The following is a 13,881-nucleotide window of genomic DNA, read 5'->3' as shown; positions in this document are numbered from 1 at the left end:
GTGAAAGCACGAGCGGGCCGCACCACCCCCACCGGGGTGACACGGCCCGCTCGCCGAGGAAGGGCAGGTCAGTGACCTCCCTGCTCCTCCAGGCGCTTGTAGGAGCGCTCGATCTCCGCCTCCGCCTCCTGGCGGCCGACCCAGTTGGCGCCCTCGACCGACTTGCCCGGCTCCAGGTCCTTGTAGACCTCGAAGAAGTGCTGGATCTCCAGGCGGTCGAACTCCGACACGTGGTGGATGTCGCGCAGGTGCTCCACCCGGGGGTCGGTGGCCGGTACGCACAGCAGCTTGTCGTCGCCGCCCGCCTCGTCCGTCATCCGGAACATGCCGATCGCGCGGCACTTGATCAGGCAGCCCGGGAACGTCGGCTCGTCCAGGATGACGAGGGCGTCCAGCGGGTCGCCGTCCTCGCCGAGCGTGTTCTCGACGAATCCGTAGTCGGTCGGGTAGGCGGTCGAGGTGAAGAGGCGACGGTCCAGGCGGATCCGACCGGTCTCGTGGTCCACCTCGTACTTGTTCCGCGAACCCTTAGGGATCTCGATCGTGACGTCGAACTCCACCGGTGACTCCTCCATGATCAACGCATAGTTCTGGTGGTTAAGTGTCCCTCACGCAGGTGTGTGGATGCGAAAGGGGCTGGTGGTCGTGCCGGAGCTGGGACCTCTGCGGTCCGTTGGACCGCGGCTGAAGCGGTTCACGGACGCCCTGCGACCGAGTCTGGCGCACGCGGCGTCCGTCGTGAAACCGCGTCTCACGCGGTTGACGCACACCATGCGGCCCGGACCCGGCCGACCCGGCCCCAGACCCCCGAGGACCTGGCCCTACACCGCCTCGGCGGCCACCGCCGGACTGGCACTCGCCGTCGGCGCCGCGGCCGTGGCCGGCCCGTTCGACGGCGCGGGCCAGCGTACGGCGGAGCGGGACCGCGCGGTCGCCCTCACGCTCGCACGTGGCGCAGATCACGATGGCGGCGGCGCCGAGGCGGACGACGCCGGCGCCGTGCCGAGCGCCCCGCCCGTGCTGCGCGGGCTCGGTGGCGTCGCGGAGCCCGCCGACTCCCGGCAGGTCGCCCCGCGCGGCATCGCGGGCGTCCTGGACCCCTTGCTGGCCGACCCCGCCCTCGGCACCGGCCAGGCCGCGGCCGTCGTGGACGTGGCCACCGGCACCCGGCTGTACGGCGCCCGCTCCGGCCAGGCGTTCACCCCCGCCTCCACCACCAAGATCGCCACCGCCGTGGCCGCGCTGTCCGCGCTCGGCCCCGAGCACCGGCTCACCACCCGCACCGCGCTCGAACCCGACACCGGCGAACTCGTCCTGGTCGGCGGCGGCGACCCCACCCTCACCGCGCACAAGGCCGGCGGCGGCTGGGCGAGCCTGCGCACCCTGGCCGCGGACACCGCCACCGCGCTGAAGAAGCGCGGCGTCGAGAAGGTCACGCTCTCCTACGACACCACGCTCTACTCCGGCCCCTCCGAGCACCCCATCGGCGTCAACGACAACCTCGCCCAGGTCACCGCCCTCACCGCCGACGAGGGCCGCACCGACGGCTCCGGCAGCGGGCCCGTGGCCCGGGTCGCCGACCCGGCGGCCGAGGCCGCCCGCACCTTCGCCGCGCTCCTGAAGGAGGCGGGCGTCACCACCACCCCGCCCGGCCCCTCCAAGGCCACCGGCCGCGCGGCGACCCTCGCCACCGTCTTCTCGCCCCCGCTGTCCGACGTGGTCGAGCGGATGCTCACCAACAGCGACAACGACATCGCCGAGGGGCTGGCCCGCCAGACCGCCCTCGCCTCCGGGCAGCCCGGCAGCTTCGCGGGCGGCGCCAGGGCCATCGCCGCCCGGCTGGCCAGGCTCCGGCTGCCGATGCGCGGCGCCTCCTTCCACGACGGCAGCGGCCTGGACCGGGACGACCGGCTCACCGCCGACCTCCTGACCGCCCTGCTCGCCACCGCCGCCGACCCCGCCCGGCCCGGCCTGCGCCCGGTCCTCACCGGCCTGCCCGTCGGCGGGTTCACCGGCACCCTCGCCGAGCGCTACGCCGACGGTGGCGCGGCCGGTGTCGTCCGCGCCAAGACCGGCACCCTGACCGGCGTCAACTCCCTGGCCGGCACGGTCGTCACCAAGGACGGCCGCCTCCTGTCCTTCGCCTTCCTGGCCTCGGGCACCACCGACCCCCAGTCCGCCCAGTCGGCCCTGGACCGCACGGCGACCACCCTGGCCGGCTGCGGCTGCGGGTAGCCTCCGGCGGCCGGCGCGGACCCCGTCCGGCCGGGACGCGGCCCCGCGCGGGACGCCCCGCCAGGGGCCTGGCGTACCGGGGGGCCACGCCGTGCGGTGCCGGCGCGGGTTCGTCGCGAGGACACCGGCGCCCGCCCCCCGGCGGGCCCCCGGCCGCCGTCGGTGCGCCGCCTGGTCCGGCCCGTGGACTGCCCGGAGCGCGGGGGCTCACGTACCGTTGACGCATGACGAGCTTCGGTGGCACCGCTTCTCAGGGGATGGTCGACTGGAACCTCGCGGTGGCGACCGCGACGCGGCTCGTGCGGCCGGGGCCGGAGATCACCCGGGAAGAGGCCCGAGCGGTCGTCGCGGAGCTGCGCCGGCACGCCAAGACCTCCGAGGAACACGTCCGCGCCTTCACCCGGATGGGGACCGAGGACGTCCACGACACCCCCGTACTGGTCGTCGACCGGCCCGGCTGGGTGCGGGCCAACGTCGCCGGGTTCCGTGAACTGCTCAGGCCCCTGCTCGACAAGATGCAGGAGCGGCGCGGCCCCGGCGCGGGCAACGCCGTCATGGGCGCCGTCGGCGGCAAGGTGACCGGCGTCGAACTCGGCATGCTGCTGTCGTTCCTGTCCTCCCGCGTCCTCGGCCAGTACGAGACCTTCGCCCCCGCCGCGCCCGACCTGCCCGCCGGTACCGCGCCCGGGGGAGGCGGCCGGCTGCTGCTCGTCGCGCCGAACATCGTCCACGTCGAGCGCGAACTCGACGTCGACCCCCATGACTTCCGGCTCTGGGTGTGCCTGCACGAGGAGACCCACCGCACCCAGTTCACCGCCGTGCCCTGGCTCCGCGACCACCTGGAGGGCGAGATCCAGGCGTTCCTCGCGGAGACCGACGTCGACCCGATGACGTTCCTCGAACGCATCCGGGACGCCGCCCAGTCGCTCGCCGGGGGGCGCCCCGAGGGCGAGCAGGAGGACGGCGGACGCTCGCTGGTGGAGCTGGTGCAGACGCCGGCCCAGCGGGAGATCCTCGGCCGCCTCACCGCCGTCATGTCCCTGCTGGAGGGGCACGCCGACTTCGTCATGGACGGCGTCGGCCCCGAGGTCGTGCCGAGCGTCGCCGAGATCCGCGAGAAGTTCCAGCAGCGCCGCGCCAAGGGCGCCTCCCGGCTCGACCTGGCGCTGCGCAAGCTCCTCGGGCTCGACGCCAAGCTGCGCCAGTACCGCGACGGCGAGCGCTTCGTCCGCGCTGTTGTCGGCGAGGCCGGCATGGACGGGTTCAACCGCGTCTGGACCTCGCCCAACACCCTGCCCACCAAGGCCGAGATCTCCGACCCGGCCGGCTGGGTAGCGCGCGTGCACCGCACGACCGAGTCCTGACAGCGGGCCGGCAGGCGGCAGGGGCACGGCGGGCAGGCGGCAGCGCGGCGGCGGGGGGCACGGCGGGCACGGCGGGCACGGCGGGCACACACGGCAGGAAAACGCCCCTCCAATCACCCGTCCGAGGGACCGTCAGCCATGCGTAGGCGTGCAATGCTCGGGGAATGGCCCGCTTCTGTCACCATCGACGCACTCTGAGTGACCGGACTTCGGGCTCGTCCCCCGAAACTTCATGAAGGGAACCGGACATGGGTCCCCATCCCGCGGTCGCGGCGATACGCCTGGCGGTCCGCCGCGTCCTCCACGACATCGCCACCGGCCAGGCCGCCGAGCACGGCACCACTGGGCACACCACCGGCCACGGCGCCGTGGCCGTCGCCCACCGAACCGGCGTGCCTGGCACCGCGCAGCGCCACCGGGGCTCTGCCCCCGCCACCGCCCCGCTCGTGCTCGTCGCCTGCTCCGGCGGCGCCGACTCCATGGCGCTCGCCTCCGCCCTGGCCTTCGAGGCCCCCCGCCTCGGCCTGCGCGCCGGCGGTGTCACCGTCGACCACGGCCTCCAGCCCGGCTCCGCCCTGCGCGCCGACGAGGTGGCCCTTAGACTGCGCGCACTCGGCCTCGCACCCGTCGAGTCCGTCGCCGTCACCGTGGGCCGCGAGGGCGGCCCCGAGGCGGCCGCCCGGGACGCCCGGTACGCCGCCCTGGACGCCGCCGCCGAGCGGCACGGCGCCGCGGCCGTCCTGCTCGGCCACACCCGCGACGACCAGGCGGAGACCGTCCTGCTCGGGCTGGCGCGCGGCTCCGGCATCCGCTCCCTGTCCGGCATGGCCGCGGTCTCGGGGGCCGACGGCCGTTACCGGCGCCCGTTCCTCCAGCTGGACCGGCAGACCGCCCGCAAGGCATGCCTGGTCCAGTCCCTGCACGTCTGGGACGACCCGCACAACACCGACCCGGCCTACACCCGCTCCCGGCTGCGACACGAGGGCCTGCCCGCGCTGGAGAAGGCGCTCGGCAAGGGCGTGGTCGAGGCGCTGGCCCGCACCGCCCAGCTCTCCCGCGACGACGCCGACGCGCTGGACGCCTGGGCGGGCCAGGCCGAGTCCTCCGTACGCGACGCGGAGGGCGAGCTGGAGTGCGCCAAGCTCTACGCGCTGCCCCCGGCCGTCCGCCGCCGGGTGCTGCGCCGGGCCGCCATCGAGGCCGGCGCCCCGGCCGGTTCCCTCTTCGCCCGCCACATCGAGGAGCTGGACCGCCTGATCACCGGCTGGCGCGGCCAGGGAGCCATCAATCTGCCGGGCAAGGTCGTCGCCCGGCGGCAGGGTGGCAGACTGGTGATTCGGCAAGGCTGAAATCCCGACCCCCGGAGCCCGGCTCCGAAGGGCCGGGCCTGCCGGTGGCCGCCGCCGCGGCCATAAGCGCGGGACGACGAAAGTGATGCGGGTGGACGCGAAAGACATGGGTGCCGACCTCCAGCGGGTGCTCATCACCAAGGAAGAGATCGACGCGAAGCTGGCCGAGCTGGCCGCGAAGATCGACGCGGAGTACGCGGACAAGGATCTGCTGATCGTCGGGGTCCTCAAGGGCGCCGTCATGGTCATGGCGGACCTGGCGCGGGCGCTGTCCACCCCCGTCACGATGGACTGGATGGCCGTGTCCTCCTACGGCGCGGGCACCCAGTCCTCCGGTGTCGTCCGCATCCTCAAGGATCTCGACACCGACATCAAGGGCCGGGACGTCCTGATCGTCGAGGACATCATCGACTCCGGGCTGACCCTGTCCTGGCTGATCAACAACCTCGGCTCGCGCGAACCCGCCTCCCTGAAGGTGTGCACGCTGCTGCGCAAGCCGGACGCCGCCAAGGTCTCCATCGACGTGGAGTGGATCGGCTTCGACATCCCGAACGAGTTCGTGGTCGGCTACGGCCTCGACTACGCCGAGAAGTACCGGAACCTCCCGTTCGTCGGTACGCTCGCGCCCCACGTCTACGGCGGCTGACCCGAGCGGTCCGCATCACCGGGGAAGATCGGGAACCCCTGCGGCTTCCATGACGTTGGAGCATTGGAAGACGGGCCGTGGTCCGTCCGGACCGCCGAGTGCGGCCGCGGACGTCGGGGCTGGGGTACCGTCAGAAGAACTGTCTTATCAAACTCACTGTGGCAGGAGGGACGGGGCGTCACCGCTCCGTGTGGATGGACGTGAAGCGATACTTCCGTGGGCCGGTCATGTGGATCGTGCTGGCCGTCCTTGCCGTGGTCGTGTTGATGCAGGTCGTCGGCAATTCCGGCGGCTACAAGACGGTGGACACCGGCCAGGTCGTGGCGGCGATCAACGACAACAAGATCAAGTCGGCCAAGCTCACCACTGGTGACGAGCAGACCATCAAGGTCACGCTCAAGGACGGCGTCAAGGTCAAGGACAGCTCGAAGATCCAGGCGAGCTACATCGGCGACCAGGGTGTGGCACTCGCCCAGACCCTGCAGACCAAGTTCCAGGACAAGCAGATCACCGAGGGATACACCGTCTCTCCCTCGAAGCAGAGCCCGTTCGTCGGCGTGCTGCTCACCCTGCTGCCCTTCGTCCTGATCGTGGTCGTGTTCCTGTTCCTGATGAACCAGATGCAGGGCGGTGGTTCGCGGGTCATGAACTTCGGCAAGTCCAAGGCGAAGCTCATCACCAAGGACACGCCGAAGACCACCTTCTCCGACGTCGCCGGCTGTGACGAGGCCGTCGAGGAGCTCCACGAGATCAAGGAGTTCCTCCAGGAGCCGGCCAAGTTCCAGGCCGTCGGCGCCAAGATCCCCAAGGGTGTGCTGCTGTACGGCCGCCCGGGTACCGGCAAGACCCTGCTCGCACGCGCCGTCGCGGGCGAGGCCGGGGTGCCCTTCTACTCGATCTCCGGTTCCGACTTCGTCGAGATGTTCGTCGGTGTCGGTGCCTCCCGGGTCCGCGACCTGTTCGAGCAGGCCAAGGCGAACGCCCCGGCGATCGTCTTCGTCGACGAGATCGACGCGGTCGGCCGGCACCGTGGTGCCGGGCTCGGCGGCGGTCACGACGAGCGCGAGCAGACGCTGAACCAGCTGCTGGTCGAGATGGACGGCTTCGACGTGAAGGGCGGCGTCATCCTGATCGCCGCCACGAACCGGCCCGACATCCTCGACCCCGCCCTGCTGCGTCCCGGTCGTTTCGACCGGCAGATCGCGGTCGACCCGCCGGATCTCCAGGGCCGCCTGGAGATCCTCAAGGTCCACCAGAAGGGCAAGCCGGTCGCGCCCGACGTCGACCTGGCCGCCGTCGCCCGCCGGACCCCCGGCATGACCGGCGCCGACCTGGCCAACGTGCTCAACGAGGCGGCGCTGCTCACCGCGCGCGGTGACCAGAAGCTGATCGACAACATGGCGCTGGACGAGGCGATCGACCGTGTGGTCGCGGGCCCGCAGAAGCGGACCCGGATCATGTCGGACAAGGAGAAGAAGATCACCGCGTACCACGAGGGCGGACACGCCCTGGTCGCGGCGGCCTCGCCGAACTCCGACCCCGTCCACAAGATCACCATCCTGTCCCGGGGCCGTGCCCTGGGCTACACGATGGTGCTCCCGGACGAGGACAAGTACTCGACCACGCGCAACGAGATGCTCGACCAGCTCGCCTACATGCTGGGCGGACGCGCCGCCGAGGAACTGGTCTTCCACGACCCGACCACCGGCGCCGCCAACGACATCGAGAAGGCCACCAACGTGGCCCGCGCGATGGTCACCCAGTACGGCATGACCGAGCGGCTCGGCGCCATCAAGTTCGGCGGCGACAACAGCGAGCCCTTCCTCGGCCGTGAGATGGGCCACCAGCGCGACTACTCGGAAGAGGTCGCCGGGCTGGTCGACGAAGAGGTCAAGAAGCTCATCGAGACCGCGCACAACGAGGCGTGGGAGATCCTGGTCGAGAACCGGGACGTGCTCGACAACCTGGTCCTGGCCCTCCTGGAGAAGGAGACGCTGGGCAAGGAGGAGATCGCCGAGGTCTTCGCGTCGATCCACAAGCGCCCCCCGCGTCCGGCCTGGACCGGCTCCTCGCGCCGTACGCCGTCCACCCGCCCGCCGGTGCTCTCCCCCAAGGAGCTGGCACTGACCAACGGTGCGAACGGCGCCACGCCCGCGATCAGCACGGTCAAGTCCACCGCGGCCGAGCACGGCCCGGTCCCGGAGCCGTCCCCCGAGGACCGCTCCGAGAGCTGACGCCCCCTCGGCCACCTGGCCGGAATGTCTGCCGCGCCCCCCGGGTTCTAGCCTGGGGGGCGCGGCATTTCACCATGCCCGCGCGCTGACGTACAGGAACGAGGCACCAGATGACCGACCCCGTGATGCCGGCCGGAGACGGCACCCTCGGTGAGTTCGACGAGAAACGCGCCGAGAACGCCGTCCGAGAGCTCCTCATAGCAGTCGGCGAAGACCCCGACCGCGAGGGACTCCTGGAGACCCCGGCCCGGGTGGCACGGGCCTACCGGGAGATCTTCTCCGGGCTGCGGCAGCGCCCGGAGGACGTGCTGACGACCACGTTCGACCTCGGTCACGACGAGATGGTCCTGGTGAAGGACATCGAGGTGTACAGCACCTGTGAGCACCATCTGGTCCCGTTCCGGGGCGTGGCGCACGTGGGCTACATCCCCGCGGTCACGGGGAAGATCACGGGTCTGTCGAAGCTGGCCCGGCTGGTGGACGTGTACGCGCGCCGTCCGCAGGTGCAGGAGCGGATGACCACGCAGATCGCCGACTCGCTGATGGAGATACTCGAGCCGCGCGGTGTGATCGTCGTGGTCGAGTGCGAGCACATGTGCATGTCCATGCGCGGTATCCGCAAGCCCGGCGCGAAGACGATCACCTCGGCGGTGCGCGGTCAACTGCGGGACGCCACTACCCGCAACGAGGCGATGAGCCTCATCATGGCGCGCTGACGCGCCCTCTCCGCACTCCGCCCCGGGCCGGCGGCCCTCAGGCCGCCGGTTCTGTGCCTGTGGGTCCCGTCGGTGGGGTGTCGTCGTCCTCGGGGAGGCGGCAGACGCGTTCGAGGAGGAGGGCGGCCGCTATGACGGCGAAGCCGGCCAGGACGGAGAAGCCGGCGTAGAGGGCCTGGTCGCGGCGGGCGGGGATGTCGAGGAGTTCCAGCAGGAGGATGCCCGTGCCGCCGTAGACGCCGCTGACCAGGGCGGCGACCAGGGCGCTGGCGTGGCCGAAGACGACCGCGCGGGCGGCCATCATCGGGTCGACGCCCTTGGCGTCGGGGCGGCGCTCGCGCTGGGCCTTGAAGCGGGCGCGCAGGGAGATCGCCGTGGCGAACAGGATCACGGCGATCAGGGCGAGCACGATGGGCGCGGCCACCGGGACTCCGGGCAGTGTCCCGAACGAGTTCCACAGGCGGGCGCCCGACCAGGACAGGATCGCGGCGACGACGAACACGCCTGCCAGCACCCTGATGCGCAGCTGTTTCACGGTGTCCCTTCAGCTCCCCCCGGACCCGTGCGGGCCGTGGTCGTGTCGACCTTAACGACTACTCGGGCAGTCGGAGTTCCAGATCCGCGCGGGGCGCGACTCCCTCGCTGGTGACGGCCGACAGCAGCTGGGCCACCGCGCCCTGGCCGGGCAGCTCGGCGGCGGGGTCCACGTCGTGCCAGGGGGCGAGGACGAAGGCCCGCTGGTGGGCGCGCGGGTGGGGGAGGGTGAGCCGGGGGTCCTCGGAGGTGAGTCCGGCATAGGACACGATGTCGACGTCCAGGGTGCGCGGGCCCCACCGCTCGTCGCGGACCCGGTGGAACGCCTCCTCGACGGCCTGCGCCCGCTCCAGCAGGGAGGACGGGGGCAGGGTGGTCTTCAGGACCACGACCGCGTTCAGGTACGAGGGCTGGCTGCCGGGGTCGACGCCCCACGGCTCCGTCTCGTACACCGGGGAGACGGCCTTGACGCGGACGCCCGGTGTGTCCTCCAGCGCGTCCACGGCGCCCTGGAGGGTCTCCAGGCGGTTGCCGAGGTTGGAGCCGAGGGAGAGCACGGCCCGCTGGGGGTTGTGCAGGGTGGAGTCGGCGTCGTCGACCTGCTGGACCACGGACGCGGGTACCGGCTGGACGGTCGGGTCACTGTGACCCTTGGTGAAGGGGCGGGTCATGCTCGGCTCCGGAGGATGGTGACGGTCACGTCGTCGAAGGGGACGGTGATCGGGGCGTCCGGCTTGTGGACGCACACCTCGACCTCCTGGACCCCGTCGTGCTTCAGGCAGGTCTGGGCGATCCGCTCGGCGAGGGTCTCGATGAGGTTGACCGGCTCGCCCTCGACCACGGCGGCGGTCTCCTCGGCCACGACGCCGTAGTGCACGGTCTTCGTGAGGTCGTCGTCCGCCGCGGCGGGGCGGGTGTCCAGGCCCAGGACGAGATCCACGATGAAGGTCTGGCCCTCCTCGCGTTCCTTGGGGAACACCCCGTGGTGCCCGCGGGCCTTCAGGCCCCGCAGCGCGACACGATCCACGCGAATCACTCCTGCAGTCGTCGGGAACGGCCGGTCGCCGCCGCGCTCGGGCGGCACACCGGCTCGGGACGAATCTACCCGCGCGCACTGACATCGCCGGGCCACGGGGGCGTGGCCCGGCGCCGGTACCGGGAGCGTTCACCCGGTGCGCGCCGAGGTGGTTTCCCGGGGGAACCGGTGGTGCCGTCGACCGGCAGCCGCACTTGTCCCGGCCGGGGTGATTCCAGCCAGGTCCCGGTCAGGCGAGCGTGCCGTCGTCGGGGCCGACTCCGGGGTCCTGGCCCTCGTCGTCCTCGTCGTCGTCGTCGGCCGTGGCGAGGACCGGGGAGGCGTGGTGGGACCACAGCTTCCAGCCCTCCGGGGTGCGCCGGAACACGTTGGTCGCGACGACGAGCTGCCCGACCAGCGGCCCCAGCTCCTCGCCCTCCTCGGGCGCGGGCCCGCCGCTGAGGATGTTCTCGGTGCAGCTCACCAGCGCCGTGTTCCCGGTGACGGAGACATGCACGTCGGTGAGGAAGAACTGGATGTAGTCGGTGTTGGCCATGATCAGCGCGTACGACCTGAGGACCTCGCCGCGCCCGGTGAGCACCGGCCAGCCGGGGTGGACGCAGGAGACGACGCCGGTGTCGGCGGGGTCGTGGAACTCCTCGTCCACGCCCAGGTCGGCGGGGGCCAGCCAGAGTCCCGCCACCTCTTCGAAGTCGCCGCGCTCCATCGCCTCGTAGTAGGTGGTGTTGGCGGACGACACCTCTTCGACATCGACGTCCGCGGCGCTCACCGGGCGTCCCCGGTGAGGGACTGAGCCGCCCGGGTGTCAGCGCGTGCGCCCTCTATCGCGCGGGCCACGCGTACCGCGTCCGCCGTGGCGCGGACCTCGTGGACGCGGACGGCCCAGGCGCCGGCCCCGGCGGCCAGGGCGGAGACGGCGGCGGTGGCGGCGTCGCGTTCGCGGGCGGGCGGGGCGCCCCCGTCCGGGCCGGCGAGGACGTGGCCGAGGAAGCGTTTGCGGGAGGCGGCGACCAGAAGGGGGTGGCCCAGCGTGCGCAGCCGGTCGAGGTGGGCGAGGAGGGCGAGGTCGTGCTCCGCCTCCTTGGAGAAGCCGAGGCCGGGGTCGACGACGACGCGGTCCGGGGCGACGCCCGCCGCGAGAACGGCCTCCACGCGCGCGTGGAGTTCGTCGCAGACCTCGGTGACGACATCCTCGTAGACCCCGTGGACGTTGCCGCCCTCCAGGAGGCCGCGCCAGTGCATCACCACGAAGGGGGCGCCGGTGGCGGCGACCACGGGCAGCATCCCGGGGTCGGCGAGGCCGCCGCTGACGTCGTTGACCAGGACGGCGCCCGCCGCGAGGGCCCCTTCGGCGACGCGGGCACGCATGGTGTCCACGGAGACGGTGACGCCCTCGGCCGCGAGGCCGCGCACGACGGGGATCACGCGGCGCAGTTCCTCGGCCTCCTCCACACGGGAGGCGCCGGGCCGGGTGGACTCGCCGCCGACATCGACCAGATCGGCGCCCTCGGCCGCGAGGTCGAGTCCGTGCTTGACGGCCGACGTGGTGTCGAACCAGCGGCCGCCGTCCGAGAAGGAGTCGGGGGTGACGTTCACGACGCCCATGACCGCGCAGCGGTCCCACGCCGGGAGACCCGCCACTTCGCCGCGCCCGCTGAGGTTCTTCATACGTTCAGCGTAGGCCCCGAGGTGCTCGCCGAAAGTGCCCGGGTCCGGACGGACAGGCCCCTTCCGGACTGCCTCGGCGAGGCGGTCCGGGGCCTGGAGGCCGGTCCGCGCGGCTCGCGCGGGATTGGTCCGGCCGGGTCAGGCGGCCCCCACGCCCGGCTCGTGGGAGCCGTGCGCGCAGGGCCGGGCGGCGGCGTTGCGCCGGCGGCGCAGGAAGCGCGGCAGCGGCAGCGCGAGGTCGACGAATCCCTCCGCCTGCATGGCGGCGAAGCCGATGCGGGGCAGGTCGGCGGAGGCGCGGTAGACCACGAAGCGGGGTTCCCAGCGGGGCTGGAACTTGGCGTTGAACTTGTACAGCGACTCGATCTGGAACCAGCGGGAGAGGAACACCAGCAGCCCCCGCCAGGCCCGCAGCACCGGCCCGGCGCCGATCTTCTCGCCGCGCGCGAGGGCGGAGCGGAACATGGCGAAGTTGAGGGAGATCCGGGTGATGCCGAACTTCGGCGCGGCCTGGAGGGCGGCGACGATGAGGAGTTCGTTCATGCCGGGGTCGGCCAGCCGGTCACGGCGCATCAGGTCGAGCGAGGCGCCGTCGGGGCCCCAGGGCACGAAGTGCAGGACCGCCTTCAGGTCGCCGTAGGGGCCGGGGATCTCGTCCTGCTTGTGGGCGGTGGCGATCAGGCAGTCGCCGTCGGCGGTGTCGCCGATGCGGCCGAGCGCCATGGAGAAGCCGCGTTCGCTGTCGGTGCCGCGCCAGTCCTCGGCGGCCCGCCGCACACGTTCCAGCTCGGCGCCGGAGAGGTCACGGACGCGCCGTACCCGGGTCTCGTAGCCGGCCCGCTCGATGCGCTTGACCATCTGGCGCACATTGCGCATCGCGCGTCCGGCGAGCGAGAAATCCGGCACGTCGACCACCGCCTCGTCGCCCAGCTCCAGGGCGTCGAGACCGGTCTCCCGGGTCCACACCTCGCCGCCCGTCTCCGAGCAGCCCATGACGGCGGGGGTCCAGGAGTGGGCCTTGGCCTCGTCCATGAAGCGCTCGATGGCGCCGGGCCACGCCTCCACGTCCCCGATGGGGTCACCGCTGGCCAGCATCACGCCGGAGACCACGCGGTAGGTGACGGCGGCCTTGCCGCTGGGGGAGAAGACGACGGCCTTGTCCCGGCGCAGCGCGAAGTGGCCGAGGGAGTCGCGGCGGCCGTGCCGGTCCAGCAGGTCCCTGAGGCGCGCCTCGTCCTCCTCGGTGAGGCGGGCGGCGGGGTGTTCGGGGCGGAAGGCGAGGTAGCTGGTGGTGACGGCGGTGAGCCAGCCGAGGGCGCCGAGGGAGAAGGCGACCGTCCAGGAGGTGCTGCCCCGGTAGTCGACCGGGCCCTCGAAGCCGAACAGGCCGTAGACGACATGGGTCAGCCGGTCGGCCAGGCTCGGGTCGCCGACGGTCCGGTCGGGGTGGACGCTGACGATGACCAGTCCGAGGACGAGGGAACCGGCGCTCATGAGGATGAAGTTGGCAAGGGCCCGCCAGCGGCTGCGCGGGTCGGGCAGCGCGCCGAACTCGGCGCGGTGGCGCAGCAGCGGCACCAGGAGCGCGACCGAGATGAGCACGCCCAGCAGTGAGTGCCGGTACACGAACTCGGCGACCGCGCCGGCCGGCAGCAGGGCGACGGCGGCCCGCCAGGCGCGGCGCTTGCGGCGCTTGAGCCCGTGCGCGAGCAGTAGCAGCAGCACGCCCGCGCTGAGCGAGAGCGCCGCCGCGAACGGCCCGAAGGAGCCGGGCAGCGCCTCGGCCAGGGCGTGCATACGGCTGTGACGGAAGCGCGGGAAGACCCCCGCGGCGATGTCGAGCAGGCCGACGAGGGCACAGGCCCGGCCGATCAGGGTGGGGACGACCTCGGGACGCGGGCCGCGCAGTATGCGCCGCGCCCGGTTCTGACGCCGCGGAACCCCGCCTGACAATTCCGCATCTATCCTGACAGACATCGCATCCCGTAGCTCTGCGAGAGACCTTGAAACCCGGTGCCGATCGGGCATCCGGTGACATTGCGCCCTCTAGGACGGTGTCTTGGGGAGAGAGGTTCCTCCCGCTCCGGAAAGTCGGGTCA

Annotated in this window: 13 protein-coding genes; 6 read left to right on the top strand and 7 right to left on the bottom strand. The window is 72.4% G+C overall.

What is annotated here, in order from left to right; genetic code table 11:
* Window positions 1–68 precede the first annotated feature (68 nt).
* Window positions 69–560 carry an inorganic diphosphatase gene (locus ACFWN1_RS00790; RefSeq protein ID WP_031182757.1) on the bottom strand — a complete coding sequence of 164 codons (492 nt, stop codon included), beginning with the start codon at window positions 558–560 and terminating at the stop codon, window positions 69–71.
* Window positions 561–624: 64 nt separating this feature from the next.
* On the opposite strand from ACFWN1_RS00790, the gene dacB reads away from it, so the two are divergent.
* From dacB to folE, 6 genes are all read left to right on the top strand, one after another.
* Entirely contained in the window at window positions 625–2,235 is a 1,611-nt protein-coding gene (dacB, locus tag ACFWN1_RS00785) for a D-alanyl-D-alanine carboxypeptidase/D-alanyl-D-alanine-endopeptidase (protein ID WP_384356698.1), read from the top strand.
* A 257-nt stretch (window positions 2,236–2,492) separates the two neighbouring features.
* The gene (locus ACFWN1_RS00780; protein WP_384356850.1) at window positions 2,493–3,599 is read left to right on the top strand and encodes a zinc-dependent metalloprotease; all 1,107 of its coding nucleotides are present in this window, start codon (window positions 2,493–2,495) and stop codon (window positions 3,597–3,599) included.
* Window positions 3,600–3,847: 248 nt separating this feature from the next.
* The gene (tilS, locus tag ACFWN1_RS00775; protein ID WP_384356695.1) at window positions 3,848–4,948 is read left to right on the top strand and encodes a tRNA lysidine(34) synthetase TilS; all 1,101 of its coding nucleotides are present in this window, start codon (window positions 3,848–3,850) and stop codon (window positions 4,946–4,948) included.
* Window positions 4,949–5,033: 85 nt separating this feature from the next.
* Entirely contained in the window at window positions 5,034–5,594 is a 561-nt protein-coding gene (hpt, locus tag ACFWN1_RS00770) for a hypoxanthine phosphoribosyltransferase (RefSeq protein ID WP_384356692.1), read from the top strand.
* A gap of 194 nt (window positions 5,595–5,788) precedes the next feature.
* On the top strand, window positions 5,789–7,828 hold the full coding sequence (ftsH, locus tag ACFWN1_RS00765; RefSeq protein WP_384356689.1) for an ATP-dependent zinc metalloprotease FtsH: 2,040 nt from the start codon (window positions 5,789–5,791) through the stop codon (window positions 7,826–7,828).
* Between the two features lie 110 nt (window positions 7,829–7,938).
* Entirely contained in the window at window positions 7,939–8,544 is a 606-nt protein-coding gene (folE, locus tag ACFWN1_RS00760; RefSeq protein ID WP_384356686.1) for a GTP cyclohydrolase I FolE, read from the top strand.
* A 37-nt stretch (window positions 8,545–8,581) separates the two neighbouring features.
* Here folE and ACFWN1_RS00755 read toward each other — a convergent pair whose 3' ends face one another.
* From ACFWN1_RS00755 to ACFWN1_RS00730, 6 genes are all read right to left on the bottom strand, one after another.
* On the bottom strand, window positions 8,582–9,079 hold the full coding sequence (locus ACFWN1_RS00755) for a DUF3180 domain-containing protein (protein WP_384356683.1): 498 nt from the start codon (window positions 9,077–9,079) through the stop codon (window positions 8,582–8,584).
* Between the two features lie 58 nt (window positions 9,080–9,137).
* Complete coding sequence (gene folK, locus ACFWN1_RS00750) at window positions 9,138–9,749, bottom strand: 2-amino-4-hydroxy-6-hydroxymethyldihydropteridine diphosphokinase (protein WP_384356680.1); 612 nt, start codon at window positions 9,747–9,749, stop codon at window positions 9,138–9,140.
* The gene (gene folB, locus ACFWN1_RS00745) at window positions 9,746–10,105 is read right to left on the bottom strand and encodes a dihydroneopterin aldolase (protein WP_384356677.1); all 360 of its coding nucleotides are present in this window, start codon (window positions 10,103–10,105) and stop codon (window positions 9,746–9,748) included. The genes folK and folB overlap by 4 nt, the downstream gene beginning before the upstream one ends.
* Window positions 10,106–10,343: 238 nt before the next feature.
* Window positions 10,344–10,883: a nuclear transport factor 2 family protein gene (locus ACFWN1_RS00740; RefSeq protein ID WP_384356674.1), complete on the bottom strand. Its 540-nt coding sequence runs from the start codon at window positions 10,881–10,883 to the stop codon at window positions 10,344–10,346.
* The gene (gene folP / locus ACFWN1_RS00735) at window positions 10,880–11,782 is read right to left on the bottom strand and encodes a dihydropteroate synthase (RefSeq protein ID WP_384356671.1); all 903 of its coding nucleotides are present in this window, start codon (window positions 11,780–11,782) and stop codon (window positions 10,880–10,882) included. Before folP ends, ACFWN1_RS00740 begins: the two co-directional genes overlap by 4 nt.
* A gap of 138 nt (window positions 11,783–11,920) precedes the next feature.
* Window positions 11,921–13,759: a phosphatidylglycerol lysyltransferase domain-containing protein gene (locus ACFWN1_RS00730; protein WP_384356668.1), complete on the bottom strand. Its 1,839-nt coding sequence runs from the start codon at window positions 13,757–13,759 to the stop codon at window positions 11,921–11,923.
* Window positions 13,760–13,881: the final 122 nt, after the last annotated feature.

Origin of the sequence: Streptomyces sp. NPDC058459 (genome assembly GCF_042721685.1) — a bacterium.
Taxonomy (GTDB): Bacteria; Actinomycetota; Actinomycetes; order Streptomycetales; family Streptomycetaceae; genus Streptomyces.
This window is presented reverse-complemented; position numbering and strand designations above follow the sequence as displayed.

Excerpts from the sequence above, each read along its gene's own strand:
- dacB (WP_384356698.1), top strand. The coding sequence starts at position 625 with ATGCGAAAGGGGCTGGTGGTCGTGCCGGAGCTGGGACCTCTGCGGTCC.
- ACFWN1_RS00780 (WP_384356850.1), top strand. The coding sequence starts at position 2,493 with ATGGTCGACTGGAACCTCGCGGTGGCGACCGCGACGCGGCTCGTGCGG.
- tilS (WP_384356695.1), top strand. The coding sequence starts at position 3,848 with ATGGGTCCCCATCCCGCGGTCGCGGCGATACGCCTGGCGGTCCGCCGC.
- hpt (WP_384356692.1), top strand. The coding sequence starts at position 5,034 with ATGCGGGTGGACGCGAAAGACATGGGTGCCGACCTCCAGCGGGTGCTC.
- ftsH (WP_384356689.1), top strand. The coding sequence starts at position 5,789 with ATGGACGTGAAGCGATACTTCCGTGGGCCGGTCATGTGGATCGTGCTG.
- folE (WP_384356686.1), top strand. The coding sequence starts at position 7,939 with ATGACCGACCCCGTGATGCCGGCCGGAGACGGCACCCTCGGTGAGTTC.
- folK (WP_384356680.1), bottom strand. The coding sequence starts at position 9,749 with ATGACCCGCCCCTTCACCAAGGGTCACAGTGACCCGACCGTCCAGCCG.
- folP (WP_384356671.1), bottom strand. The coding sequence starts at position 11,782 with ATGAAGAACCTCAGCGGGCGCGGCGAAGTGGCGGGTCTCCCGGCGTGG.
- ACFWN1_RS00730 (WP_384356668.1), bottom strand. The coding sequence starts at position 13,759 with ATGTCTGTCAGGATAGATGCGGAATTGTCAGGCGGGGTTCCGCGGCGT.